Origin of the sequence: Paraburkholderia translucens (genome assembly GCF_020881035.1) — a bacterium.
GTDB lineage: Bacteria > Pseudomonadota > Gammaproteobacteria > Burkholderiales > Burkholderiaceae > Paraburkholderia > Paraburkholderia translucens.
The window spans coordinates 1-26228 of record NZ_JAJITC010000001.1 but is presented as its reverse complement, the minus strand read 5'-3'; the positions used below and the strand labels follow the sequence as shown (position 1 = coordinate 26228).

Genomic DNA, 26228 nt, shown 5'->3' with positions numbered 1-26228 from the left:
CTTTGCGGTTTTGCTGTGCGGTGCAGCGGTTCAGCACTCGATGACGTTCACGGCCAGTCCGCCGCGCGACGTCTCCTTGTATTTCGTCTTCATGTCGGCGCCGGTCTCGCGCATCGTCCGGATCACGCTGTCGAGCGAGACCACGTGCTTGCCGTCGCCCTTCATCGCGAGGCGCGCCGCGTTGATCGCCTTGATCGCGCCCATCGCGTTGCGCTCGATGCACGGAATCTGCACGAGCCCGCCGACCGGGTCGCACGTCATGCCGAGGTTGTGTTCCATGCCGATTTCGGCGGCGTTCTCGACCTGGGCAGGTGTGCCGCCCATCACGGCTGCGAGCGCCGCGGCGGCCATCGAGCAGGCCACGCCCACTTCGCCCTGGCAGCCCACTTCGGCGCCGGAAATCGAGGCGGTTTCCTTGTAGATGATGCCGATCGCCGCGGCGGTCAGCAGAAAATCGACGATGCCGGCATCGTTCGCCGCATGCATGAACTTCACGTAGTAGTGCAGCACGGCCGGAATCACGCCGGCCGCGCCGTTGGTCGGCGCGGTGACGACCCGGCCGCCCGCCGCGTTCTCCTCGTTGACCGCCATCGCGTACAGGTTGACCCAGTCGAGCATCGACAGCGGGTCGCGCAGCGACTCTTCCGAGCGTGCCCGCAGACGCTCGCACAACTCGGCCGCGCGGCGCTTCACGTGCATCGGGCCGGGCAATTCGCCGCGCTCCTTGCAGCCGCGGTCGACGCACGCGGCCATGGTGCGCCAGATCGCCAGCAGGCCTTCGCGCACTTCGTGCTCGGGCCGCGTCGCGCATTCGTTGCGCAACGTCACTTCGGCGATCGACAGACCGCTTTCGCGGCACACGCGCATCAGATCCTCGCCGGTGCGAAACGGGTACGGCACCTGCGCACTCGCGCGCTGGCCGTTCACGCGATCGCCTTCGCGATTGACGACGAAGCCGCCGCCGATCGAGTAATACTCTTTCTCGACGAGCAATTGCGCGTTTTCGTCGAAAGCCTGAAAGCGCATGCCGTTCGGATGCACGACGCTCGAGCCCGGCGCACCCGGCATCAGCTTGCGGAAGAAGCCGAGATGTTCGCGCGCGTCGAATGCGACCGGGTGCTTGCCGAGCAGCACGAGCTGTTTGCTCTCACGAATCGCGCGCAGCCGCGGCTCGATCAGGTCGGGATCGAGCCTGTCGGGCAGATTGCCTTCGAGGCCGAGCAGCACCGCCTTGTCGGTGCCGTGACCCTTGCCGGTCGCGCCGAGCGAGCCGAACAGTTCGGCGCGCACGCGACGCACGAAGCCGAGCAGATTCGCGTCCTCGATATGCGACGCGAAACGGCACGCGGCGATCATCGGTCCGACCGTGTGCGAACTCGATGGACCGATGCCGATCTTGAACAGATCGAAGACGCTGACGTTCATGGCGTACCTTCTGCGTTGTGCCTTGCGAGTTGCGATGGCCGGGATGGAATGTGCGCCTATTGCACCGCACGCCGGGCCAGACCGATAGAACAAAAACGGCATCGCCGTGGGATACCTTCGTCAAGTGAGCCAGCAAACGGCCCGCCCCACAAGCCTCACGACGCATTTGCGATGACTTCCGACGCATTTGCGACAAGCGCCGCGAACGTGACCCGCGATGCTGAAGGGCCGCGGTGCTATGCTTGTTTTCACCCTTGCGGTCAACGTTCGTTCTACTTTCGCCGTTTCTTTTCGCCTACCTGCCGCGCGCATGAATTCCGCTGAACCGCTTCCGCCTCCATCGCTCGACGCAGCTGCCAGGCAGCGCATCCGCTTCGGCATCATCCTGCTGCCGAACTTCACGCTGACGGCGTTCTCGGGTTTCGTCGATCTGCTGCGTCTTTCCGCCGACGAAGGCGACTTCAGCAAGCCGGTGCGCTGTTCGTGGAGCGTGATCGGGGAAACCCTTGCTCCGGTGCGCGCGAGTTGCGGCATCCAGATCACACCGTGGGAAACCTTCGAGACCGCGGAAGCCTTCGACTACGTGGTGGTGGTTGGCGGACTGCTGCACTCGGGTCCGGCCGCGAGCGAGGCGACGCTCGCGTTCATCCGCCGCGCGGCAGCGAGCGACGCGACGCTGGTCGGCATGTGTACCGGCGTGTTCTCGCTGATGCGCGCGGGCGTGCTCAACGGCCATCGCATCTGCGTGAGCTGGTTTCACTACTGGGACTTCATCGAGCGCTTTCCGTCGGTCGACGAAGAGATGCTGGTCGCCGACCGGCTGTTCGTGATCGACCGGCGGCGCATTACCTGCTCGGGCGGGCGCGCATCGATCGACGTCGCCGCCGCGATCCTGCTGCGTCATTTCGAAACCGCCACGGTGCAGAAGGCGCTGCGCATCCTGCTCGTCGACGATCTGCAGAAAGGCAATGCGCCGCAGCCGCATCCGCCGGGACTCGCTCCGGCCTCGCATCCGAAGGTCAAGCGCGCGATCCTGCTGATGGAGCAGCACGTGGGACGCGCACTGCCGCTCGACGAACTGGCGCGCAAGCTCGATCTGTCGCCGCGTCAGCTCGAGCGGCTCTTCAAGGCGCAAACCGGCAAGGCGCCGCAGGCCTACGCGAAGCAGGTGCGCCTGCGCACCGCCGCGTGGCTGTTGACGAGTTCGGACAAGACCGTCGCCGATATCGCATCGAGTTGCGGCTTTTCCGACGCCTCGCACCTGGGACGCGAATTTCGCAAGCAGTTCGGCCTGCCGCCGATGATGTATCGCGAGCAGCGCGGCACGGCGGCGCAAGCCGACGATGGCTCGTGCTACGACGAAACGTTTCCGGGCCGCGCGCAGGCGGTCTGAATTCGGCCGCTACACCGGCAGCCGACGCTCGACGCTCGGCGCATGTCCGAACTGCGCGCGATATGCCTTGCTGAAATGACACGGCGAGTGAAAGCCGCACACCGTGGTGACGAGCGCGATCGATGCGTCGGTATTGCGCAGCAGATCGCGCGCGCGGCGCAGCCGCAAGCTCAGGTAGTAATGCGTCGGCGACACGTTCAGGAAGAGCTTGAACATTCGCTGCAAATGCCGCTGCGACAGCTTGACGAGCCGCGCGAGTTCGTCGAGCGACAGCGGCTCCTCGATGTTCGCTTCCATCAGCCGCACCACTTCGATCAGTTCGGCGCGCGACAGGCCGACCCGCGCGTCGACCGGGATGTGCTGGTAGTCGGTTGACCCGCGAATCCGCTCGACGATGAACTGCTCCGACACCTGCGCGGCCACCGCCGCCCCGAGCCGCAGGCCGACCAGGTGCAGCATCAGATCGAGCGGCGCGGTACCGCCGGTGCAGGTCAGCCGGTCGCGGTCGATCACGAACAGTTCGTCGTCGAAATGCACGTGCGGATAGCGTCGATGCAACGGCGACATGTCTTCCCAATGAACGGTCGCGCGATAGCCGTCGAGCAGCCCGGCCGCGAGCAGTGCGTACGGACCCGTGCAGATGCCGCCGAGCGGTACGCATTGGGCGGCCACCTCGCGCAGCAGCGCGATGACCTCGTCGTTCACGTAGTCGCACACGTGCCAGCCCGCGCACACGAACAGCAGGTCCGGCATACCGGCCTCGGCGAGCGTGGTGGTGGGCTTCACCGCGATGCCGTTGCTGGCGCGCGCGGGCTCGCCGTCCGGCGTGATCACCGACCACCGGTAGTGCTGTGCACGGCCCACGTAGTTCGCCATGCGCAGCACCTCGACCGCGCTCGTGAACGCGATCATCGAGAAGTTCGGCAGCGTCAGGAAGCCGACGTGCGCGACGGTGGCGAGCCGGGCATCGGCTTCGGGGGCGGCGATGGCGTCACGCTTCATGGGCCGATCGGTCAGCCGTGTTGCGCCGCCGGCGCGCGACGCACTCTCATCGCCTGGCGCAAGCCCGCGAACAGCGGTGCGCGTGCCTTGCCCGGCGCGCGGCCGAAGCTCTCCGTGATGCGGTCCAGAATGATCGCCAGCATCACGACCGACATCCCGCTTTCGAAGCCGAGCCCGATATCGAGCCGCTGGATACTGGCGAGCACGTCGTTGCCGAGGCCGCCCGCGCCGACCATCGACGCGATGATCACCATCGATAGCGCCATCATGATGGTCTGATTCACGCCGGTCATGATCGACGGCAGCGCATTCGGAAACTGCACCTTGTACAACAGTTGCCACGGCGTGCAGCCGAACGCCTGTCCCGCTTCGACGATTTCGTGATTCACGTGCTTGATGCCGAGCGCGGTCAGGCGCACAGCGGGCGGCATCGCGAAGATCACCGTCGAGAGGATGCCCGGCACGCGGCCGAGACCGAACAGCATCGCGGCCGGAATCAGATAGACGAACGCGGGCATCGTCTGCATCAGATCGAGCACCGGGCGCACGATCATCTCGACGGTGCGGCTCTTCGCCATCCAGATGCCGAGCGGCACGCCGAGCACGAGGCTGATCACCGTCGACGACAGCGTGAGGCCGAGCGTGATCACCATCTGATCCCAGAAGCCGGTGCCGTAGATCAGCAGCAGCGCCGCCAGCGTAAACACCGCGAAGCGCCAGCCGACGCGCCACAAGCCGATGCCGACGAAAAACGCCATCAGCGCCCACATCGGCACGGCCTGCAAGCCGTGCTCGACCGCCGCGGCGAAACTCTCGATGACCTTGCCGATCGTGTCGAAGGCCTTCGCGTCGTGATCGAGCAGATAGTGAACGCCGTGATCGACCCAGGCGCCAAGTGGAATGACTTCAGACATGGGAACCTCGATGGCGCGTGAGAACGTTCAGCACGTTCGTCTTGTTGACCGAACCGCAGTAGGAACCGTCCGCTTCGACCACCGGCAGCGGCGCGCGGCTCGCCACCACGCGCTCGACCACGTCGTTGAGCGGCGTGCTGCGGCGAATGCATTCGATCTGGTTGAGCTGCGGCGAGGCGCTGCCGGTCGCGTCGCGGCACACGAAGCCGCGAATCCGGCGCTCGCTGTCGAGCACGAACGCGTAGTCGGCGCTGCCGTTGAGCATCGCGGCCACGCTCGACGCGTCGATCTGCGGCGCGTGCATGAGCGGCACGTCGTCGGTTTGCATCAGGTCGCCGGCCGTCAGATAACGGCTCGTGTCGATGCCGTCGAAGAACGCGCGCACGTAATCGTCGGCCGGGTTCTTGATGATTTCCTGCGGGGTGCCGATCTGCACGACGCGGCCGCCTTCCATGATCGCGATGCGCGTGCCGATGCGCATCGCCTCCTCCAGATCGTGCGACACGAACAGGATCGTGCGCTGCTGCTCGCGTTGCAGGTCGAGCAGCACGTTCTGCATCTCCTTGCGCTTGAGCGGATCGAGCGCGGAGAACGCCTCGTCCATGATCATCAGCGATGGGTTGACCGCGAGCGCGCGCGCAAGCCCGACGCGCTGCTGCATGCCGCCCGACAGCTCGGCGGGCAGTTTCTGCGCGAACGGTGCCAGGCCGACCTGTTCGAGCACCGTCAGCGCCCGCGCCTCGCGCTGCCTGCGGCCAACGCCCGCGACCTCGAGCCCGAACGCCGCGTTGGCCAGCACGCTGCGCTGCGGCATCAGCGCGAAGGACTGGAACACCATGCTCATGTCCTTGCGGCGCAGCGCGGTCAACTCGGCGCGCGGCACGCTCGCGACATCGCGGCCGTCGATCAGCACCTTTCCGGCGCTTGGCTCGACGAGCCGATTGATGAGGCGAATCAGCGTCGACTTGCCCGAGCCGGACAGGCCCATCAGCACGAAGATCTCGCCCTCCCGAACCTCGAACGACGCGTTGTGCACGCCGACGATCTGACCGGTGCGGGCAAACACCTCCTCTTTCGTGGCGCCGCTCGCCAGCATCGCGAGCGCCTGTTTCGGGTTGCTGCCGAACACCTTGCACAGCCCTTCGACCACCACCTTGGGGGAATTCATCGAATGCTCTCCTCGCGTGCGGACGTCCGTCCGCGCTGTGCCTACATAGTTGCCAGAAAAAAGTGCGGCTAGCCGACTAATTCCGACAAGCACATGAGGAAATGCGACACCCGCGTGCACCGTAAGCACGCGACGCGGCGAGAAAAGCCTTGCGGAACAAAGGGTTGGCGCGAATCAAGCCGCGGGCGGGCTGCGCGACAGAGAAGGCGGCGCTGGCGAACGGCCGCGGCCGCCCGGCGCTGGCGAACCGGTCCGTTCAGGAAATCGACACGCCGAGCAAGCGCCCGACGCCGAACGTAAAGCCCGCCGCGATCAGCCCGATGACGATCTGGCGCAACGCCGAAAACCCCGCGCTGCGGCCGTTGAACAACGACGTGAACACGCCGATCGACGCGAGCGCGAGCATGCTCAGCACGACGCACTGCACGATCGCACGGGTGCCATTCGTCCACAGAAAAGGCATCACCGGAAAGATCGCGCCGACCGAGAACAGACAGAACGAGACGCCGGCCGCCGACCACGGATTGCCGCCCATCTCCGCCGGATCGAGACCGAGCTCCTCGCGCGTGAGGGTGTCGAGCGCCTTGTCCTTGTCGCGCATCATCTGCGCGGCGACGCGTTTCGCCTCGTTCGCGTCAAGGCCTTTCGCGCGGTAGATCAGCGCAAGCTCGTGTTCTTCCGCTTCGGGTTGCTCCTCGATTTCCTCGGCTTCCTTGGCGATCTGGGTGCTGGCGAGTTCGCGCGCATTGGTGACCGACAGCCATTCGCCGAGCGCCATCGAACAGGCCCCGGCGATCAACCCGGCGAGGCCGGTCAGCAGGATCGCCTTGTTGTCCGTGCCCGCGCCGGCGACGCCCATGATCAGACAGAAGTTGGACACGAGGCCATCGTTCGCGCCGAGCACGGCCGCGCGCAGATCGTTGCCCGACGCGGCGCCCTTGTGCCACGACTCGGCGGCCGCGATACGGCTGCCGGGCGACAGGTTCGAATCATGGGTACCTGCGAGCGTCTGCACGACGGCCGCGTGATGATGTTCGTCGGCGGACATGCGGCCCGCGTCGAGTTGGCCCCGGTATTTGTTGCGGTCCGCGTATTCGGCGGCAGCCAGCGTCGGCAGCACGAAGTCCGCGCCGCACAGGCGCACGAGCCCCTTCATCAGACGCGTTTTGACCGCATGACCACGGCCCTTCGGTTCGATACCGTTGGCCCTGAGCTTGTCGGCCCACACCTGGGCGTGACTGTGTTCGGATTGCGCGAGGTCCTGATAGACCTGCTTGCGGGTCTCGTCTTTCTCGACGCTCGCGAGCGTCTCGTAGAGGGCGGCGCTGTGCAGTTCGTCGAAGAAATTTGCCTTGTAACGCCTGACTTCGTGCTTCGTGGCCATGATCACGTGCCCTGCCGGTCGCGTTGCTGATGACAAAGCGTAACCGATCCGGCCGCGGGAGCCAAAGGCCCGGAAGCGCGAGGTGAGCGAGAAGCAATACTGTTTATGGACAGCCGCTCACGCTGGGCGCGGCGCCAGAACAAGCTGCCGGCTCAGACGACGATCGACCGCCATCCACCGCCAGATACTGACCGGTGATGTGCCGGGCGGCCTCGCTCGCGAGGAACACCACGGGTATAAACTGGTGCGCTTCGCGATGCCATTGTGCACAGCGGCATACCTTTAAACGAGCTTTCATCGATGCAGGACGCCTGATCATCATCGAGCATGCGCACGTGCGCCGCATGCTGCTCGCGCAAATGGCCTATGTGGAAAGAGCTTGCGCGTTGAGCTTTTGCACGGCGCGGCTCGTCGATGAACAGAGCACCGTCGAAAGCGACAGCGCGCGCGCCGAAGCTGGCTGCTGCTCGATCTGCTGACGCCGGTCGTCAAGTTGTGGCCGTCGCAATGGTGTCTCGAAGCAGACAGCCTCGCGATCCAGATCCACGACGGCTTCGGCTACACGCGCGAATCCGGGTCGAGCAGTTCTATCGCGACAATCCCCTGAACATGATTCACGAAGGCACGCACGGCATTCAGGCGATCGACCGGCTCGGCCGCAAGGTCACGATGAAACAGGGCGCGGTGCTGAAGCTGCTTGCCCCGCAAGGTGCTGCAAACGATCGACGCCGCGCGCGAGTATGCACCGCTACAGGCCCCACGCCGATGCGCTCAGCGCCGCCTGGCGCGATTTGAGCGGCACGCTCGAAGCGCTGCTGCCCGCGCCCGCAAGCGATAAAGACCGCACGCTCGCCAACGCGAACGTGTTCCTCGAAGCATTAGGACATGTCGTGTTGGCGTGGACCTGGCTGCGGCAGGCGCTGGTGGTCAATGACGCGCTGCCGCGCGCGAACGGCGCGGCGGATGAGGATTTCTATCCCGGCAATCTGCACGCGTGCCAGTGGTTCTTCCGTTGCGAGCTGCCGCGCGTGCCGCCAATGCTGGCGCTGTTGCGCACGCTCGACGATACAACGTTCGGCATGGCGCCGCAGTGGTTCTGACCGAGCGCGCGATAGAAATGAATCGCGCTGCCGCGCAATGCGACAGGCGATTTCCTGTTCTGTGACCACGCCGATCAGGCGCGGCCAAACCTCTTCGAGCAGAAACTCGTTCGAGAGCTTGAACGACGGCCCACTCACATTGATCGCCATGATTGGCACTCGCCGCCGGCTAAAAGGCGCGCGCAATGCAGCAGGCCGCTCGGCGCTGGCCTCTGGACAGCGGAACGCCCCGACAGCCTCGTTTTCAGAATCCTCCGGCTTTCTCGTCGAGTTCACTCGCGAATAATAGTGGCGCGGATCGGCTGCATCGCGGCCACGCTCGATTCCCAATGCTCGAACTCGAACGTTTGAGGCGAGCAGGTTCTCATGAGCCCCGCTTTACTAGCCACAAACGCCCATGAAACACGACGACGAATTTGCTTATTTCAAGATCAACAAGCTGCTATGGCGTTGGAAGAAGCAGGATGGAGCTCGTGCCGTGCATGAGGTCTCGCTTTCCACGGACAGCGCTCCGCCTCCGCTTCCGCCCGCGCCTGTCGCCGCGGCGAAATCCGCCCCGAGCCCACTCAAGCTTCCTAAACCTGATCCAACAGTAAAAATGATTGACGACCTTCTCAAGGTCGCTCATTCGGTTTCCCGTTTCAGGGAGTGGTTGGACACTCCAGCGCCGCCCAAGCTAACCAAACCGGCGAAGTCCCCTGCCCCGAAAAAGACAGTGCCACCATTCGATATCCAGGAAATTCCGAACGCCCTCCGCAAGGAAATGATGCCTATCGGCGCGAAGCTAATGGAGCGATGGTTTGCTGGCCGCTTGAACTATTCGCCTAGCCCCAGTGACGAATTTAATGAAATCAATCAGCATGGCAAACCATATCCACCTGATATGTACGACACGACCACGGTAAAAATGGACTGGGTACTAAAGTTCCCTCGTGCCAGACACAAATACGACTACCTGGTCAACGACGCAATCCGCTCGCCCGCGGCACTTCGGGTACTTCACAAGAAGCTTCACTTTTACAAGCACAGAAGCGAGCTATCAACGCGCGATATCAGTCGCGATGACCCTCAACGCCTGCATCGGTTTTTCCAGTTTCAACATGTCGAAGTTGACGGTACATTCGCGGAAAAAATCAAGCTGCAACTGATGGCAGATGTCGCGCGAACAGGTGTCCCCGACGATTTGACTGCGGCGCTTGGCTCGTTCGTCATCTATGCCGCTGTTGGTCATGTCCGCCTGTCGAGAGACCCCCTTGATACGCAAAGGACGACTGCCGAGGTGACAGGTGTATGGACTTACGTAAAAGATAACTTCACGTTTACCGATGAACCCACGGAACGGTCGCAGTATCTGGGGCATTGGAGCGGTAATGGCGTGATCGTAATGCCGCTTGATGGCGTGGGGGCTGCATCCCCTTACATTCCCTACGTGGAATCGCCGGTTACACTTGGCGATCCGGTTATCAAAGGACAGGTTTACTATCCCATCCATAACAGCGACTTCCGACGCTGGGCGGCTAAGCATCAGCGCGGCGGCGACTTCATCATCTACTCCGACCGTCGTTTCGTTCCCCTCTTTCCGCCGATCGTGCTCTACCTATGAAACGAATCTCCTGGCGCGTTGCATTGCTGGTTGGCGTCATCGCCTTGTTTTATAGCGGTCTGTTCGACCATACCCCGCAAGGAAGCGAGTGTCGGAAATCGGCACCTGTCAACGGCGCTTACACGGCAGAGCTTTGCCTGTTGCGATGGATTCCGGCCGGCAGGGGAAGCGCTGAGTATGTCGGCCGAGTATTCGATGGAAAGACCGGGAAGCTGCTCGCACAACGCACTTTTCGCACACCCGTCCCCGATCTTTTCTGGTCAACGGGACTGCGATATTCCCTGAGTCCGTATTCGCCGCCCCGTTATCTCGGTCCGTCCGTCGAATTTTCCAGCGGAGATGGCGGTGAAGGAGACTCGAGCGTTCCCTTACCTCCGTCGACGTGGGACAGGCTGGTGGCCGCTCGCCCGCACCTATAGCCGGCCGGGTCATACACTCGCTCGCACGAGTGCCTCGCCGTGACCAAATCAGCGCAATGCGAACCTCCATCCGTCATTGAGCAGTTTGGCGGCGCGCGCCATTTTTGGCATGCGCGTCTCGCGTGGAGTATTGTTTAAGCGCGCCGGAAGCGCCAAATCCCGAACTCCCCAATAAGACGCGCGCTTCCCAGAGTCCAGGCCAGCTCGGCAAAGCGCGGTGTTTCTAACATGCAACGAAGCGACATCAACTTTTCGAGGATGGTGAAAACGTGAAAACACTCAATCTTTTCAAGGCGCTCGGTATTGCCTTGTGCGTGGCGAGCGCATCCAGCGCGTATGCCCAGGCAACCAATGATCAGGCGCCCGCCGCCACGACGGCCGCGCCAGCCACGAATGCCACGTCGAACCGCGCGGCGGATCGCAAGCTCGGCCGCGATGTGCGGCGCGCGCTCGCGAGGGCGCAGGGCTTCAACGTGTCGAACGTGTTCGTGCGGGCGCGCAGCGGCGCGGTGACTTTGACGGGCTCGGTGCCGGATGGCAGCATGATCCAGCAGGCGGCCGACATCGCAAAAGGCGTTCCGGGCGTGACCTCGGTGACCAACAGGCTCACGCTGGTCGTTCCGGCCGGCGGCGGAGGCGGAGGAGGCTGAACGTCGGCCTTTGGCTCGCTAAGGGAGCGCCGCGCACATGCGCTACTTGCGGCGTCTCCCGTCAATGCACCTCGACGCCGCCCCCATCCCACCACATCTCTGCACACCTGCGCGTACGCACCCTTGCGTGGGATTAGAGCATCACGCTCGCACGACGCCACTCATCGGCTTGCCAGCAGCGGTCCGGCCAAACAGCGCCGCCGCGGTGCGTTCGGGATCGAGTCCGAGACTTTCGCTCGCCGTGCCGGAGATCAGCGCATCGAGCGAAGCGGTCGGCTTCAGGTCACGCGACTGGTGAAGCTGATGCGGCGCGAGGCCCGGCCAATCCGCGATCACGCGGCCACCCTGCACGGCGCCCCCGAGCACCATCGCGACCGAGCCGGTGCCGTGATCGGTGCCGCCCGTGCCGTTCGCGGCCGCGGTCCGGCCGAATTCCGTCGCGACCAGCACTGTGGTCTTGCTCCACGATGACCCCATACCGTCGCGCAACGCCGCGAGCATCGTGTCGAGCGCCTTCAGCTGATTGGCAAGCCGCGCGTTCTGCCCACTGTGCGTGTCCCACCCGCCCGTTTCGATCATCGCGATACGCGGACCGTCGTCGCGCGCCATAAAAGTCGCCGCGAGCTTGCCAAGGCTCGCCGGGTCCTGACGCGCGCCTGCATCGCCCGCGAGGCCGCGCGCCGCCATCGCCGATTCCCACAGCGGACGCAACTGCGCATCCTGCTCGTACAACTGCGACACGCGCGCGAGCAGATCGTCAGGCGCCTGCGGCAACGCCGACGGTGCATACGACGTCACCGCGGCCGGCCCGCGCAACGCCATCGGCACGGTCGGCGCGAACGCGATGGCGTTCTCGCGGGTGGCGGGCAGTTGCGCGGCGAGCCGGTTGAGCCAACCGTCCCGCATCTGATACGGCGACGTCCCGCCCGTTTCCAGCACGTTCTGTCCGTCGAAATGCGAGCGGTCGCGGTAGGGCGAGGCGACCGCATGCACGAACAGCGCTTCGCGATCCGCGTACAGCTTCGCCACTTGCGCGAGCGCGGGATGCAACGCGAACGTGCCATCCAGATGCGGCGCGGCCGAGGCATCGATCGTGAGCGGCCCGCGCAGCGTCGCATACGCTGGGTCGGCGTACGGCACGACGATGTTCAGGCCATCGGCCGCGCCACGCTGGATCACGAACACGAAGCGGCGGTCGGTCGCGACGTGCGCGAACGCAATACGCGGCGACACAAGCAGAGCGCCGGCGCCAGCGGCGGCGACGCTCAGAAACCGGCGGCGTGACAGCATGGCATTCATCTCCGTTGGAAATCGGGCGATACGAGCAGCAGCGCGATCGCCGTCGACGCGCTTTCCGCGCGCGACACCGCGGTCGCCGTCGGCTCGCTGAGCGAGCCTGCCAGCAAGGTCTGGCCGAGCGAGCGCGCATCGAGCCGGTCGCCGACGCGCGCGGCGAAGCGCTGCGCGACTTCGACGCGGCGCACGAGCGCGTCGGGCGCGGCCCAGCTCGCGGCAAGATCGTCGTAGCCGGCGGGCGAACCGGGACGCCAGACCGGCTGGCCGAGTTGCGTGAGAATCGGCGCGCTCTGCAGGTTGCCGAGGTCGTGCCAGCCGAGTCCGCGCATCGACGAAATGGTCCACTCCCACGGTGTCTTGAACTTCACCGCGCCCGGCGACCACGCTTGCGGCGTGTCGATCAACGCGCGATAGACGGCCGGCAGATCGCCGTCACTACGCACGAACGCATCGGCGAGACGATCGCTCACACCGGGCGGCGGATTGTCGGCGACGAAATGACGGGCGAGCTTCGTGCCGATGTGCCGCGCGGTGGCCGGTGCGTGCGCGAGGTCGTGCAGGATCGCGAGCGCCTGCTGTTCCCCGGCTTCGTCGTAGCTGCGTCCCATGATCGTGCGCGAGCCGGGCTCGTGCAGCGCGGGGCGAAACACGAAACTGCCGGGTTCGCCGGTCTGCTCCAGCGCGCGGCGGTTCGCGTTGGCTCCGCCGCTGCCCGGATTGCCGACGAGGCTCCAGCCGGTCAGGGCGCGCGCGAACTCGGTCACGTCGTTTTGCCTATAGCCGCTGCGCACGCCGAGCGTATGCAGTTCCATGATCTCGCGCGCGAGGTTCTCGTTCAGTCCGCGTCGGTTGTCCGGATTGCGTTGCGCGGCGCGCAGCGCGGCCATGCTGTCGGGGCCGACCGAGCGGGTTTGGTCGAGGAACAACTGCATCGCCGGATGACGCTCGACGGCCACCAGCATGTCCTCGAAACGGCCGAGCACGTGCGGGCGAATCGCTTCCGCTTCGAACGACCCGGCGAGCGCCGCGACGCCAGGCTTTTCGGTCGAGACCGCAAAGTGATTTGCCCAGAAATGCACGAGCCGTTCGATGAACGGCGTCGGCGTGGTCAGCGCGCTGGCGACGCGCGCATTGACGGACGAGCGGTACATGTCGAGGATTTCGACGCGCAGCGCCTTTCGTTCGGATTGTCTGGCAGCTTGTGCGCCGCTCTGGCTGGCGGCTGCGGTGTCGATCGCGGCACTGCCCGCGTGGGTCCCCTCGGCCGCCGTCTGTTTCGCCTGCTGCTCGATCTGCATGCGCTGCCGCAAAAGCTCGGTCGACAACGCGATCGAATCGGGCTGGTGCGCCCACGCGGCCGGCCGCGGCTGGTACTGCTCGAATTGCGCGAGCAGCCAGCCCTTCGGCTCGGCGGGCGGCGTCTCGTCGGCGCGCGCGCCGAGACCGAAGCGGTTCAGTGCGACCGCCGCGGCATTCAAGTTCGGAGAGTTGGCCATACGATCCTCGTCGACGTGTAAGACGCCTGCCTATCCGTTAAACGGCCGACACGCCGGAACCCGTCGCAATCGCATGCATTGTCTTATTCCCCCGATGCGGCATTCGCCGCCGGCGTCTTCGCGTTCGGCGCCGGCTGCGGTTCGCGCCATTGCCCACGCAGCTTCAGACTGTCGGCGAACTCGACGCGCTCTTCGGGCGTCAACGTGGCCGCGAAATCGGCAACGCTCGCTTCGACCATCGCGCGCAGGCTGCTGTCTGCCGCGCGCGTGCGCGCGAGCGCGGCATCGAGCGCCGCGCGATCGAGCTGCGGCGCGGCCAGCAGACGCAGCACCTCGCGACGCCCCTCGCGCCCCTCGCGCGCATACTGCCGCCCTTCGCGACGCGCGTTCTTCAGGGCGTCGAGAAACGCCTGCTGCCGCTCGGCCGGCAGTGGCTTCGCAGCGAAACGCAGCGCGCGCTGCTCCTGCGCCGCTGCCGGCTGATTCGCGCCGTGCGCGGCGAACCATTGATACGCGCCGCCGGCAATTCCGCCGAGCAGAAACACGTTGAGCGCCGCGGAGCCCAGCAGCGCAAGTTTCCACGACCGTCCGTTCATTCGCCGCTCCAATCGGTGGTGGTGCCGCCGAAGCTCGATGTCAGATACGAGGGTTCATGCACGACCGGCGCGGTTTCGGTCAGCACGAAAAACGACACCGCGAGCGCACCGGCCACGCCGCCGATCAGCCCGACGCCCGCCACCGCCGCGCCCGACCACCACAGGCGCCAGCGCGCGGCCCGGCGCCGCGACGGCGCGGCGTCGATGATGCGGCGCTGCAGTGCGAGGCTCGGCGGCTCGATATGATCAACGCCGAGCCATGCGTCGAGGTCGGCCGCGTCGCTCAGCACCGCGTCGGCTTCGACGCGATGCGCGCGCGCCCATGCCTGCGCGGCCTCGCGTTCCCGCTCCGGCCAGCGGCGCGCGTCAGCGCCGTACGCTGCAACGATCTGATGGAATCTTTCGGGCGTCATGACTTGTCCTTGCTAAGGCCGCTGCCGGCCAGCTGAGCGCGCAGACTGCGGCGCGCGCGGGTCAGCAGACTTTCCAGCGCATCGACGCTGACGCCCATCAAGGCGGCAGCGTCGAGGTTCGACATCTCCTGGTAATAGGTCAGCACGAGCGCTTCGCGCTGCCGCACCGGCAATGCGGCGAGCGCCGCGCGCACGCGCGCGTGCTCGGCGCTTGCTTCGAGCCGCGCATCGGGTGGCGCGGCGGGATCAACGAAATCGGGCAGCTCGTCGCACGGGTCTTCGCGCTGGCCGCGCAGACGGTCATAGCAAAGATTGAGCGCGACCCGATGCATCCACGTGTCGAACTTTGCTTTGCCTTCACGCCAGCGCGCCGCCTGTTTCCAGATTCGCACGAATACCTCCTGCGCGACGTCCTCCGCTTCCATGCGATCGCCGAGCATGCGGGTGGCGAGTGCGAGCAGCCGCGGCAGCTTGCGCGCGACCAGCGAGCGCACCGCGCCGGGCTCCTCGCGGCCCACCTGCGCGATCAGCTCGGCGTCCGGATCGGGCGGGGCTTCGCTCAAGACGCGCGGCTCCGTTGCGACATCGCACGCGCGCGTGACGACCGCATCACGGGATCAACATCGTTCACTCGCCACCGCTCCTTAAACCGTTGTGTCGTTATGGTTTCGTGCCGCTACGCCTCGCCCCGGGCTGGGGTCACGTGCGCGATCAATATACGACGACCGCCGGGCGGTACACGGCCGGACGTGCCGGATAGACTACACAGCCGGCGAGCGATGCCGCCAGCAGGATCATCACGAGTGTTTTCATGGCGAACCTCGCTTACGCCCAATGTCCTTCGATCCAGCGCCAGTGCGGCCCGCGTTGCGCCCAATGCCCCGGCACCCAGTGATAACCGACGCGCACCGGCTGCCAGTGACCCGGCACCCACTCGTAGCGGCCGTGATCCCAGCGCCAGCGGCCCTGATCCCACACATAGCCGTCCCGCGGCGCGGGCAGGACTTCGATGCGCGGCGGCGGTGGCGCCATCGGCGCGATCATCACTTGCGCGGCAGCGGGCACGGCCGTCAGTGTGCCCGCGCAACACAGGGCGGCAGCGAGCGTGGGACCCAGTAGTCGAATCATGCGGTTGGTGTTCATGTGGGTTTTCTCCCTTTCAAAGCTGGAACAGGTCATAGCCACGAACGGCTCCGTTTCCACTTGAACGCGGCAGTGAGAAAAATCCGTCGCTGGCTCCAAAAAAAATGAGCACGAGAATAGCTTGCCGCTCACCCGCCCGGCGACGGACCCGCACGATGCGGTATGCTTTCCCGCTTCGCGAACCTCCTCTGTACCCTGCCCGATGGCCGATTTTCCTTTCGACGCCGTACTCTTCGACTGCGACGGCGTGCTCGTCGATTCAGAACCCATCACGAACCGCGTGCTCACCGAAATGCTCGGCGAGCTCGGCTGGCATTTGAGCGTCGAAGAGACGATGCGCATTTTCGTCGGCAAGATGGTCAAGGACGAGGCTGCGCTGATCGAGGCACGCACCGGATTCGCGATCACGGCCGAGTGGCTGACCCAATTCCGCGAGCGGCGCAACGTGGCGCTCGACAACGAGTTATGCGCTATCGACGGCGCGCCTGCCGCGGTGCGCGCGCTGCAGCGTACGTTGAACGGACGCATTGCGGTGGCGTCGGGCGCGGATCGCGTGAAGATCGAATTGCAGCTCGTGAAGGCGGGCATCCTCGACTGCTTCGACGGACAGATCTTCAGTGGCCACGAGATGCCCCGGAGCAAACCGTTTCCCGACGTCTACCTCGCTGCGGCCGCCGGACTCGGCGTCGCGCCGGCGCGCTGCGCGGTGATCGAGGACACGGTGACCGGCGCGACCGCGGGCGTCGCGGCTGGCGCGACCGTGTTCGGCTATTGCCCGCACCACCTCGGGCATAGCAGCGCGACCGCGTTGCATGGAGCGGGCGCGGTGCATGTGTTCAGGGAGATGGCCGAGTTACCGGAATTGCTCGCGGGATGGGTCACGCGCTGAGCGGCCGACGTGTTGGAGCGTGAACGACACCGGTCTGTCGCAAGTTGGCTGAGGGCGACCAGTTTGCGGGTATGAAGATGGCGCGAACACCCGCCTTCGTGCTACGGCGACAAGCCGCCGCTTTGCAGCCCGCCGTACTACAACCCCTGCCAGCCGGTACATTACGGCTGCGAGCCGGTCTACATTCCGGTCTGCCATCCGGAGCCGGTCAAAATCGTGCCGCTGTAAGCAACTGGCCCTGCGCCGTCGCGTACGACGGCGTTGTAATCGATGCGGTCCGGTTCGTTTCATTAGCCATCCCGACGATTTCCATTCGCTTGCCCAACGTTTCGTCTGTCAAGCCACCGCGGCACGCCGCGGCCGTGTGGTGCTCGCCCGTTTCGGTGGTATTGAAGAAGACATATCCGTCTATCGGATCAATCCGAATTGCGTTTTACTGTAGCGACCCGGCATCAAGCTAACAATATTTAACCCTGTCCAATTCTCTTCCGCGATAACTTCCCGTCCGATCAAAAAATCATCGCGACGGACAATGAATACGAAGATGTTCCGGCTGGTCTACAGCCGGTGCCGCGAGATGCTCGTTGCAGTTGCGGAAACCGCAAGCACCACAGGCAAAAACAATGCGGGCGAGACCACTGCCTCGCGCTCCGCGACCCTCCTCTCGCTGTTTTCAATGCGACCTGCGGCCTTTGCCGCCCTGCTGACGCTCGGCGTCGTGCCTTCGCTCGTCGATGCACAGGTGGTCGGGGGCGGTGCGCACGCGCCCAATATCATCAGTACGGCCAATGGATTGCCTCAGGTGAACATCAACACCCCCAGCGGCGCGGGGGTGTCGGTCAATACGTATTCGCAGTTCGATGTACAGACGCCCGGTGTCATCCTGAACAATTCACCGACCATCGTGCAGACGCAGCAAGCGGGCATGATCGATGGCAATGCGAATCTCGCGCCGGGACAATCCGCGCGGATCATTCTCAACCAGGTCAACAGCATTTCACCGAGCCAGCTGCGCGGCTATCTCGAGGTGGCGGGCAGCAAGGCGGAGGTCGTGCTTTCCAATGGTTCGGGAATCGTGGTGGATGGCGGCGGGTTCATCAACACCACGCGCGGCATCCTCACCACCGGCACGCCCCTGCTCGACGCGAGCGGCAATCTGAAGGGATTCAGCGTCACCGGCGGCAACATCACCGTGCAGGGCGCGGGGTTGAACGCGAGCAACGTCGATCAGGTCGATCTGATTGCGCGAGCGGTGCAGGCGAACGCATCCATCTATGCCAATACGCTGGATGTCGTCGCGGGTGCGAACCAGGTCGACCATGACACCCTGGGCGCGACACCTATCGCGGGCAGTGGCGCGGCGCCGGACGTGTCGATCGACGTGAGTCAGCTCGGCGGCATGTACGCGAACCGGATCAAGCTCGTCGGCACCGAGAACGGCGTGGGCGTTTCGAATGCGGGCGTCATTGCGGCGCAAGCCGGCGATCTCACCCTGACCACGCAGGGGAAGCTGGTTCTCGCGGGACAGACGAGCGCGAGCGGTAATCTGGCGGTGTCGGCGGCGGGCGGTGTCGATAACAGCGGGACAACGTATGCGCAGCAGTCGGTGTCCGTCAGTACGCCGGGGGTGCTGACCAATAGCGGCACATTGGCGGCGCAGCAGAATCTGAACGTGAGCGCTGGCAGCATCGCGGCGAATGGAACGTTCGGTGCGGGCATCAACAGTGATGGTTCGATTGCCCAGTCGGGAGACCTGAACCTGAGTACGACAGGCACGTTGTCGGCGACCGGGGCCAATGCCGCCGGCGGCAACGCTACGCTTCGGGGCGCCGCGATCAGTCTCGCGGGCAGCAGCACGGCGGCGAATGGCGATCTCGCGCTGACGGCGACTGGTGGCGACCTGAATGCATCGGGTGCGAAGATCCGAGTCGGCAATGCGCTGACGGCCCGCGCAGCAGGCACGCTCGACACCGGTTTCGCGACGCTTGACGCCGCTCAACTCGGCATCGAGGCCGCAAATCTCACGAACCGCAACGGCACGATCACGCAGACCGGCACGGGCGCGACGAGCGTCCACGTCTCCGGCACACTCGACAACACGGGCGGCAAGCTCCAGACCAATAGCGCGAATCTCGCGCTCGGCCCCGCCGCGTTGATCAACGACCACGGCACGATCACGAGCTCCGGCAACGGCACGTTGTCGGTCGACACCGGCGTGCTGTCGAACAGCGGCGGCACGCTGGCGACGAACGGCGCGCTGGATATCCACGCGGCTGCGGTGTCGAACCGGGGCGGCACGCTCGCGGGCCGGTCCACGGCCGCGCTCACGGTAGCGTCGCTCGACAACCGCGCCGGATTCATCCAGGGCAACAGCGCGGTCAACGTTTTTGCACAGGGCGTGCTCGACAATACCGGCGGCCAGATCGAAGCGAACGACACGGCGGCGACACTGAACGTCTCTGGTGCATCGATCGACAACACCAACGGGCGCATCGCCAACATCGGCACCGGCGCGACGAGCGTCAATGCGACGACGGTGACGAACGCCAACACGATTGGCGTTGCCGGCGCGGGCCTGATCGGCGGCAATGGCGATGTGACGATCGATGCGCGAACGTTGTCGAACACCGCCGGCGCGCAGATCGTGTCGGGGCATGACCTGAAGCTGAACGTCGCGCAATCGGCCGACAACAGCGGCGGCTCGCTCTCGGGCGCGAACGACCTCACGTTCGAGGGGGCCGGCGCGGTGCTTGTCAATCAGAACGGTTCGCTGCATGCCAATGGCGGGCTCGCACTGAATGTCGCGTCGCTCGACAATGCGGCCGGCCGTATCGGCAACGACGCGGGCAGCGGGGGCAGCGTCGCGATCGCCGCAGGCACGCTCGCGAACCAGGGCGGCGCCATCGGCAGTGACCAGAACCTGAGCGTCACGACGAATCAGCTCACCGGCGACGGTAGCATCGTCGCGGGCAACGATGGCGCGATCACCGTCAATGGCGACTACCTGCAAGGATCGGCAACCCGGGTTCAGGCGAACCATGACCTCACGCTGACCACCACCGGCAACTTCACGAATCAGGGCAGCCTCGGCGCCGTCCATGCGCTGACGGTCAACGCTGCAAACGTGGACAACCAGGCCGGCGCTGACCTCAACTCGGCTAGCACTATCGTGAACGCAGCGAATGCCATCACGAACGAAGGCCGCATCGAAGGCGATAGCGTCACGACGAATAGCGCGACGCTGACCAATACCGCGGCGATCATCGGCAATACGGTCACGCTGACCGGGAGCCGCTCCATCGTGAACACTGGCGCGGCCGCCATCATGGCCGCCGCCTCGGACCTGAACCTCTACTCGCCCGGCGACATTGCGAATTCGGCCGGCGCGAACATGTTCAGCCTTGGCGATATCCACATCGCCGCCGACACGACACGCGATGCGAATGGGCTACTCGCGAACCGCAGCCATTCGGTCACCAACGACCAGTCCACCATCGAAGCCCAGGGCAACCTCGAAGTCGCCACCCAGACGCTGACCAACACGCGCCCCGCTCCCACCGTCGAAACCGTGACGACCGGCGTCGAGACCGTCCATCAGACCAAGCGCGACAAGTACATGGCCTGCGCGACAGGCAATAGCGACAAGGGGTACTGCACGCAGCAGATGTGGGACAACGGCTACAGCGCGCCAATCGACGCGACCTATTCCGCCTCGCAGATCGTCTCGCAGACCGCCGGCCCGAACGCGGCCGACAACGTGCTGGTCGTCAGCGTCAATGGCCAGCAGCAGACGATCTGGTACAACACGCTGACGACGAACAGCGACGGATCGGTCACCGTCAACTACTGGGACGGCTACAACCCGAACGTCAATTACCTCCCGTCCACCGAGTACGCGACACGCAGCGATGGGCATAAGGGCTATCAGCGCGTCGAGATCGCGCGCGATACGACCACCACGACGCAGCAGGACCAGGTGACGGGACGACAGGCACGGCAGGCGCAACTGCTCGCGGGCGGCAACATGACGCTCGCGAATGTCGGCACGATCAACAATAGCCACAGCGCAATTGCAGCGGGCGGCTCGATCCAGATCGGCTCGAGCCAGCAGGACGGTGAAATCGGCAATGGGACTGGCAACTACGGCGGCACCACGGTCAACAACACCGGGCAGACGCTATACCAGTACCAGCGTCAGGACATCGTATCCACCTACGCGTGGAACGAGGACATCACGCAGGATGTGGGCACCGTCGTCGAGCCGTCGGTCGTGCTCGCGCCCGTGGCGATCGGCGGCACGGGCGGCACGATCATCGCGAACAACGCGGTGCAGATCAGCGCGACGAACGTCAACAACACGAATGTCGCGGCGGCAGACTCCGCGACCGGCGCGACCGGCGGAACGCTGGGCGCCAATCAGCTGATGACGGGCACAAAGGTCGACGCACCGCAGACCGTCGCGAACAACGGCGCGCTCGACATCAAACTGCCAACGAGCGGGCTGTACACGTACCAGGCTGCGCCCGGTGCGCCGTACCTGGTCGTGACCGATCCGCGGTTGACGAGCTATACGAGCTTCATCTCCAGCGACTACATGCTCCAGCAGCTTGGGCTCAATCCGCAGACCGTGGAGAAGCGGCTCGGTGACGGCATGTATGAGGAGCAGCTCGTGCGTGAGCAGATCACACAGTTGACTGGTCGCGTCTATCTGCAGGGCTACACGAGCAACCTCGACGAATACCGGGCGCTGATGACGAACGGCGTGAACGTTGCGCAGCAGTTCGGGCTGGAACCTGGCATTGCGCTGACGGCAGCGCAGATGGATGCGCTCACGAGCGATATCGTGTGGCTGGTGAACCAGACCGTGACCTTGCCCGATGGTACGACACAGCAGGTGCTGGCGCCTGTCGTCTATCTCGCGCAGACCCACGCAAATGACCTGCAACCCACCGGTGCGCTGATTGCGGCGGATGACGTGCAGATTCACGCTACCGGCAGTGCGGCCAACTCGGGTGTGATCAAGGGCGGCGCGCAGACGGTGGTGAGCGCCACCGACATCCTGAACCGTGGCGGCTCGATCGGCAGCAGCGAAGCGGACGGAACGACGGTTCTCTCCGCGGCGCACGATGTCGTGAATGCCTCGGGCATGATCAGCGGAAACCGCGTCGCGGTGCTGGCGGGCAACGACATCGTCAATACGACGCTGGTCGATGTCAACGGCGTCAGCAGCTCGGCGGCTGGCGACAGCAAGGTCAGTCAGACCCTGCTCGGTGCGCAGGGCACGATCGCGTCGACCGGCGAGATGGTGATTGCGGCGGGCAATGACCTGACGGTGCGTGGTGCGAATATCAGTGCGGGCGGTAATGCGCAGATCAGCGCGGGCCATGACATTACCGTCGACGCGGTGCAGTCCGCCACGTTGCAATCGGTGACGCAGAATGATCAGCATCATTGGGAAGAGAACAGCCTCACCAACGAGACCAGCGCGATTACCGCTGGCGGCGACCTCGCCATGCAAAGCGGCAACGATGCGGTGTTCAAGGGCGCGACGGTGACGGCAGGCGGCGACATGGCGGTCGTCGCGGGCGGCAACCTGACGGCGACCACTGTCACCGATACCGCGAATTACGACAACGTCGCTACTGACGACAAGACCCGCAAGGAAGTCGACAATACGTACGACGAGCACGCGGTCGGCACGACCTTCACAGCGGGCGGCAACGCCACGCTTGGCGCGGTCAGCACGAATGCGGGCAGCGGTAATGTAACTCTCACCGGATCGAGCCTGACAGCGGGCATGACGAACGGCGTGGATAACGGCACGGGTACGGCAACGATCGCGGCCACCGGCAACGTGACGATCAACGAGGCGCGCGAAGAACACGACAGCTATCAGGCTGTGCAATCGAAGCGCGGCAGTTTCGTCAGCGGTTCGACCACCGACACGATGCAGGCCACGCAGGCGAATATTGGCGTGGCGAGTGTGGTGTCGGGTGATACGGTGACCGTCAAGGCGGGTCGCGACCTGACCATCCAGGGCAGCAATGTGGTCGGCACAAACGACGTGACGCTTGCGGCGACAGGCAACGTCAACATCACGACCTCGCAGGACACCCTCCAGTCGCAGAGCAGTTCCCAGAAGAAGGAGTACGGCTTCCTGTCGGGCCTCAATCCCTTGAACCAGCTCGACGGCGGTTTGCAGGGGTACACCATCGGCACGCGCACGACCACCGACGCGCAGCAGGCAAGCCAGGTGGCGAACACGGGCAGCATGGTCGGCTCGCTGACCGGTAACCTCAATATCACGGCGGGCAACGACCTGCATGCGACCGGTAGCACGCTGCATGCCGCCAACGATCTGAACCTCGCCGGCAAGAGCGTAACGATCGATGCCGCATACGACACCGCCACGCAGAACGAGCAGCAGTCGTTCAAACAGACTGCAATTTCCGCGGGCATCGGCAATCCGGTCATCGCGGCGGTGCAGACCGCCAATCAGATGCGCAAGGACGTGAAGCAGACGAACGGCGACGCGCGGCTCGATGCGCTCGCTGCGGCGACCACGGGACTTGCTGCGAAGAATGCCTATGACGCAGTCGTGACTGATCCGACGGCGATCGGCGGCGTTGGCATCAACGTGTCGCTCGGTACGAGCCATAGCAACAGCAGTTCGACTGCGTCGTCCAGTACCGCGGTTGGCAGCACGGTATCGGCGGGTCATAACCTCAACATCGCGGCAGCCGGCGCGGGTGCGGCCAGTGATGTCAACGTCGTTGGTAGCAGTCTCAGTGCGGGCAACAACGCCACCCTGAATGCCGAAGGCGCCATCAACCTGCAGGCCGCGCAGAACACTGATAGCCAGCAGAGTAGCAACAGCGGATCGAGCGCGAGTATCGGCGTGACGTTCGGTGTTGGCAAATCGAATGGCATCTCGTTCCAGGCCGGCGTATCAGGTACGAAGGGCAATCACAATGGTAGCGATTCGACGTGGACCAACACGCACGTCACCGCGGGCAATACGCTAACGCTTCAATCGGGCGGAGACACCAACCTGAAGGGTGCGGCGGCTGACGGCCAGCAGGTGGTGGCCAACGTTGGCGGGAACCTGAACATCGAGAGCCTGCAGGACACGAGCACCTATAACTCGAAACAACAGAGCGGCGGCGTGTCGGTGAGCGTGTGCGTGCCGCCGATCTGCTATGGCGCATCGAGCGTGGCGGGCAGCGTCAGCCAGCAGAAGCTGAACAGCAACTATGCGAGCGTGACCGAGCAATCCGGCATTGGTGCGGGCGACGGCGGGTTCCAGATCAATGTGAAGGGGAATACGGACCTCAAGGGCGCTGTGATTTCCAGCAGCGATGCGGCGGTCCAGAGCGGCGTCAACAGTCTGACGACTGCGACGCTTACGCATAGCGACATCGAGAATACGGCTGAATACAGCGGACAGTCGGTGGGCATCAGCGGCGGCTATGGTGGCGACATCGGCAAGAGCCAGAGCGGGACGGCCAACAACGTCAACCCGGTGCCGGGCACGACGCTGCCGAAGAGCGGCGGCCTTTCGATGGCGCCGCCGATCGTGATGAGCGCCTCCGGCGACGCGAGCGGCACGACGAAGAGCGCGATCAGCGGCGGCGCGATCACGATTACCGATGGCGCGAAACAGCAGCAGCTGACCAGGCAGACGGCCGAGGAAGCGGTGGCCGGCATCAGCCGGGATACGTCGGACACGTTGGGGTCGGTCGCACCGATCTTCGATAAGGATAAGATCGAGGCCGGGTTCGATATCACGAGCCAGTTCATCAATCAGGTGGGGACGTTCGTCACGAATCGCGCGAAGGAAGCGGATGCGGCGAAGGCTGCCGCGAACGATCCGAATCTGACGCCGGAGCAGCGCGCGGCGGCGCAGCAGCAGGCCGATCAGCTCAATGCCGAGTGGGGGCCGGGTGGACCGTATCGTCAGGTGCTGACGGCGCTGAGTGTGGCGGCGGGTGGGAATGTGACCGGTAGTATCGGGCAGTTTGCGCAGAGTGCAACGGTGGCGTATCTGCAGGAGCTCGGTGCGGGCGGGGTCAAGCAGATTGCGGACTATCTGGCCAAGGACAGCACGGTTGATGGCGAAACAGCACGTGCTGCGCTGCATGCAATCGTCGGTTGCGCGGGTGCCGCGGCGAGCAGCCAGAGTTGCGGTGCTGGCGCGATGGGGGCGGCGGCGAGTTCGCTGCTCGGCACGTTGCTCGGGCCAACAGACGGGATGTCGGCGGAAGACCGTCAGGCGCGCGAGAATCTGGTGACGAGTCTGGTTGCCGGGATAGCAACGGCGTCGGGGACGAATGCGGCGACGGCGACTGGTGCGGGGCAGATCGAAGGGGAAAACAATCAGTTCTCTGTGGTAGCCCCGTCGACTTCGCTATTGCCTGGGTGGCTGGAGGCACTTGGCAAGCTGGCTGGCTTCAGGGCCGAAACGGCTAGCAAGGGCGATGGAGTGATCGCCGATCCTGCCACCGAGCTTGATCCGACCATCAAGGCGGGTACGCCGACAGCGACGCCCTCGGGATCGAGTGTGATCGACGACATTTTCAAGACGCCGCCGGTTGTGGACGTGGCTGAGGGGCTGGTTGACTATGTCGTTACGGCGATTGGCGGAAACGGCGACAGCGCTCGTCAGTCGAATCCCTCGAAAGCGGATAGTCCCGTATGGCAGGACTTGCGACCTGCTGGGAATGGCGTCAAAACGGATGGCGTTCGGTTTTACGAGTGGGACTACACTCACAACGACATTGAAGTCTATGACAAACGAGGACGTCACTTAGGGTCAGCAGACCCTGTTACCGGTGACCTGTATAAACCTGCCGTCCCAGGCAGAAGATTGAATCGGTGATCAATTGAAAAAGCGCGACCTGCTTGATGATCTGATCGCCCGTCGGCTAACGCCTGACGAGGCAGAGCAAGTCTATGACTGGTACATGGACAGGCTAACCGCAGCCGACCCTCCCGTCGTTGAGATGTTGGGATTTTCAAGGAAGGAGTGGACCGCGCACGCACACGGCGCACCTTTCGAGGTGTTAGCTAGGTGGCGAGCACATGGCTGGCCGGACCGATGCTTTCTATGCGGCGGAGAAATCGTGTCGGACAACTATGGATGGTTTCCACGCGAACATGAAGGTGTATATGGACTAAGACACATTGTTTGTCCAACGAAAGATGAATCGAGCTATGACCTTGCCCTCAAAAAACGTATCCGTTACTGAGAGTGTGTAAAACTTCAGTGACGGAGGATTGAGCAATGGGTAACCCGAGGGCGCGGTACACGCTGGAATTCAAGGTTGAGGCGGTTCGC

General features: G+C 64.5%; 18 protein-coding genes and 1 pseudogene. 7 read left to right on the top strand and 12 right to left on the bottom strand.

All coding sequences use genetic code 11. The annotated features are described in order from the left end of the window. Positions 1-30: 30 nt before the first annotated feature. The gene (locus LJ655_RS00090) at positions 31-1425 is read right to left on the bottom strand and encodes an L-serine ammonia-lyase (RefSeq protein ID WP_230559225.1); all 1395 of its coding nucleotides are present in this window, start codon (positions 1423-1425) and stop codon (positions 31-33) included. A gap of 310 nt (positions 1426-1735) precedes the next feature. Between LJ655_RS00090 and LJ655_RS00085 the strand changes: the two genes are divergently transcribed. Then, the gene (locus tag LJ655_RS00085) at positions 1736-2818 is read left to right on the top strand and encodes a GlxA family transcriptional regulator (protein WP_230559224.1); all 1083 of its coding nucleotides are present in this window, start codon (positions 1736-1738) and stop codon (positions 2816-2818) included. Positions 2819-2827: 9 nt separating this feature from the next. Here LJ655_RS00085 and LJ655_RS00080 read toward each other — a convergent pair whose 3' ends face one another. The 4 genes from LJ655_RS00080 to LJ655_RS00065 all read right to left on the bottom strand — a co-directional run bounded on the left by LJ655_RS00080 (position 2828) and on the right by LJ655_RS00065 (position 7286). Then, entirely contained in the window at positions 2828-3820 is a 993-nt protein-coding gene (locus tag LJ655_RS00080; protein WP_230559223.1) for a GlxA family transcriptional regulator, read from the bottom strand. 11 nt (positions 3821-3831) lie between these two features. Beyond that, on the bottom strand, positions 3832-4734 hold the full coding sequence (choW, locus tag LJ655_RS00075; RefSeq protein ID WP_230559222.1) for a choline ABC transporter permease subunit: 903 nt from the start codon (positions 4732-4734) through the stop codon (positions 3832-3834). Beyond that, positions 4727-5902 (bottom strand): quaternary amine ABC transporter ATP-binding protein, encoded by a 1176-nt coding sequence (locus tag LJ655_RS00070; protein WP_230559221.1) that lies wholly within the window; start codon positions 5900-5902, stop codon positions 4727-4729. The genes choW and LJ655_RS00070 overlap by 8 nt, the downstream gene beginning before the upstream one ends. 256 nt (positions 5903-6158) lie before the next feature. After that, complete coding sequence (locus LJ655_RS00065) at positions 6159-7286, bottom strand: VIT1/CCC1 transporter family protein (protein WP_230559220.1); 1128 nt, start codon at positions 7284-7286, stop codon at positions 6159-6161. A gap of 344 nt (positions 7287-7630) precedes the next feature. Between LJ655_RS00065 and LJ655_RS30030 the strand changes: the two genes are divergently transcribed. Then, positions 7631-7765 (top strand): hypothetical protein, encoded by a 135-nt coding sequence (locus LJ655_RS30030; protein WP_268991283.1) that lies wholly within the window; start codon positions 7631-7633, stop codon positions 7763-7765. A gap of 79 nt (positions 7766-7844) precedes the next feature. On the opposite strand, the gene LJ655_RS00060 is transcribed toward LJ655_RS30030, so the two are convergent. Further along, positions 7845-7994, bottom strand: a complete 150-nt coding sequence (locus LJ655_RS00060) for a hypothetical protein (protein ID WP_230559219.1) — start codon at positions 7992-7994, stop codon at positions 7845-7847. A 32-nt stretch (positions 7995-8026) separates the two neighbouring features. Between LJ655_RS00060 and LJ655_RS00055 the strand changes: the two genes are divergently transcribed. The 3 genes from LJ655_RS00055 to LJ655_RS00045 all read left to right on the top strand — a co-directional run bounded on the left by LJ655_RS00055 (position 8027) and on the right by LJ655_RS00045 (position 11058). After that, positions 8027-8386 (top strand): acyl-CoA dehydrogenase C-terminal domain-containing protein, encoded by a 360-nt coding sequence (locus LJ655_RS00055; RefSeq protein WP_230559218.1) that lies wholly within the window; start codon positions 8027-8029, stop codon positions 8384-8386. Positions 8387-8783: 397 nt separating this feature from the next. After that, positions 8784-9989 (top strand): DUF6402 family protein, encoded by a 1206-nt coding sequence (locus tag LJ655_RS00050; protein WP_230559217.1) that lies wholly within the window; start codon positions 8784-8786, stop codon positions 9987-9989. Positions 9990-10677: 688 nt separating this feature from the next. Next, positions 10678-11058: a BON domain-containing protein gene (locus LJ655_RS00045; protein WP_230559216.1), complete on the top strand. Its 381-nt coding sequence runs from the start codon at positions 10678-10680 to the stop codon at positions 11056-11058. A gap of 141 nt (positions 11059-11199) precedes the next feature. Here LJ655_RS00045 and LJ655_RS00040 read toward each other — a convergent pair whose 3' ends face one another. The 6 genes and pseudogenes from LJ655_RS00040 to LJ655_RS00015 all read right to left on the bottom strand — a co-directional run bounded on the left by LJ655_RS00040 (position 11200) and on the right by LJ655_RS00015 (position 16002). After that, positions 11200-12348: a DUF1501 domain-containing protein gene (locus tag LJ655_RS00040; protein WP_230559215.1), complete on the bottom strand. Its 1149-nt coding sequence runs from the start codon at positions 12346-12348 to the stop codon at positions 11200-11202. A 5-nt stretch (positions 12349-12353) separates the two neighbouring features. Beyond that, positions 12354-13850: a DUF1800 domain-containing protein gene (locus LJ655_RS00035; RefSeq protein ID WP_230559214.1), complete on the bottom strand. Its 1497-nt coding sequence runs from the start codon at positions 13848-13850 to the stop codon at positions 12354-12356. 83 nt (positions 13851-13933) lie between these two features. Beyond that, positions 13934-14446: a periplasmic heavy metal sensor gene (locus tag LJ655_RS00030; protein ID WP_230559213.1), complete on the bottom strand. Its 513-nt coding sequence runs from the start codon at positions 14444-14446 to the stop codon at positions 13934-13936. Further along, on the bottom strand, positions 14443-14859 hold the full coding sequence (locus LJ655_RS00025; RefSeq protein WP_230559212.1) for a hypothetical protein: 417 nt from the start codon (positions 14857-14859) through the stop codon (positions 14443-14445). The genes LJ655_RS00030 and LJ655_RS00025 overlap by 4 nt, the downstream gene beginning before the upstream one ends. Further along, positions 14856-15434 (bottom strand): annotated as a pseudogene (locus tag LJ655_RS00020) (RNA polymerase sigma factor); the annotation flags it as partial. The gene LJ655_RS00025 and the pseudogene LJ655_RS00020, both read right to left, overlap by 4 nt. A 250-nt stretch (positions 15435-15684) precedes the next feature. Further along, positions 15685-16002, bottom strand: a complete 318-nt coding sequence (locus tag LJ655_RS00015) for a YXWGXW repeat-containing protein (RefSeq protein WP_230559210.1) — start codon at positions 16000-16002, stop codon at positions 15685-15687. 202 nt (positions 16003-16204) lie between these two features. Here LJ655_RS00015 and LJ655_RS00010 point away from each other — a divergent pair, with 202 nt between their 5' ends. Next, the gene (locus tag LJ655_RS00010) at positions 16205-16891 is read left to right on the top strand and encodes an HAD family hydrolase (RefSeq protein WP_230559209.1); all 687 of its coding nucleotides are present in this window, start codon (positions 16205-16207) and stop codon (positions 16889-16891) included. A 532-nt stretch (positions 16892-17423) separates the two neighbouring features. Continuing rightward, entirely contained in the window at positions 17424-25769 is an 8346-nt protein-coding gene (locus LJ655_RS00005; protein ID WP_230559208.1) for a hemagglutinin repeat-containing protein, read from the top strand. The last annotated feature ends 459 nt before the right edge of the window (positions 25770-26228 follow it).

Coding starts and splice junctions, on each gene's coding strand:
- LJ655_RS00090 (WP_230559225.1), bottom strand. CDS start 1,425: ATGAACGTCAGCGTCTTCGATCTGTTCAAGATCGGCATCGGTCCATCG.
- LJ655_RS00085 (WP_230559224.1), top strand. CDS start 1,736: ATGAATTCCGCTGAACCGCTTCCGCCTCCATCGCTCGACGCAGCTGCC.
- LJ655_RS00080 (WP_230559223.1), bottom strand. CDS start 3,820: ATGAAGCGTGACGCCATCGCCGCCCCCGAAGCCGATGCCCGGCTCGCC.
- choW (WP_230559222.1), bottom strand. CDS start 4,734: ATGTCTGAAGTCATTCCACTTGGCGCCTGGGTCGATCACGGCGTTCAC.
- LJ655_RS00070 (WP_230559221.1), bottom strand. CDS start 5,902: ATGAATTCCCCCAAGGTGGTGGTCGAAGGGCTGTGCAAGGTGTTCGGC.
- LJ655_RS00065 (WP_230559220.1), bottom strand. CDS start 7,286: ATGGCCACGAAGCACGAAGTCAGGCGTTACAAGGCAAATTTCTTCGAC.
- LJ655_RS30030 (WP_268991283.1), top strand. CDS start 7,631: ATGCTGCTCGCGCAAATGGCCTATGTGGAAAGAGCTTGCGCGTTGAGC.
- LJ655_RS00055 (WP_230559218.1), top strand. CDS start 8,027: ATGCACCGCTACAGGCCCCACGCCGATGCGCTCAGCGCCGCCTGGCGC.
- LJ655_RS00050 (WP_230559217.1), top strand. CDS start 8,784: ATGAAACACGACGACGAATTTGCTTATTTCAAGATCAACAAGCTGCTA.
- LJ655_RS00040 (WP_230559215.1), bottom strand. CDS start 12,348: ATGCTGTCACGCCGCCGGTTTCTGAGCGTCGCCGCCGCTGGCGCCGGC.
- LJ655_RS00035 (WP_230559214.1), bottom strand. CDS start 13,850: ATGGCCAACTCTCCGAACTTGAATGCCGCGGCGGTCGCACTGAACCGC.
- LJ655_RS00030 (WP_230559213.1), bottom strand. CDS start 14,446: ATGAACGGACGGTCGTGGAAACTTGCGCTGCTGGGCTCCGCGGCGCTC.
- LJ655_RS00025 (WP_230559212.1), bottom strand. CDS start 14,859: ATGACGCCCGAAAGATTCCATCAGATCGTTGCAGCGTACGGCGCTGAC.
- LJ655_RS00015 (WP_230559210.1), bottom strand. CDS start 16,002: ATGAACACCAACCGCATGATTCGACTACTGGGTCCCACGCTCGCTGCC.
- LJ655_RS00010 (WP_230559209.1), top strand. CDS start 16,205: ATGGCCGATTTTCCTTTCGACGCCGTACTCTTCGACTGCGACGGCGTG.
- LJ655_RS00005 (WP_230559208.1), top strand. CDS start 17,424: ATGAATACGAAGATGTTCCGGCTGGTCTACAGCCGGTGCCGCGAGATG.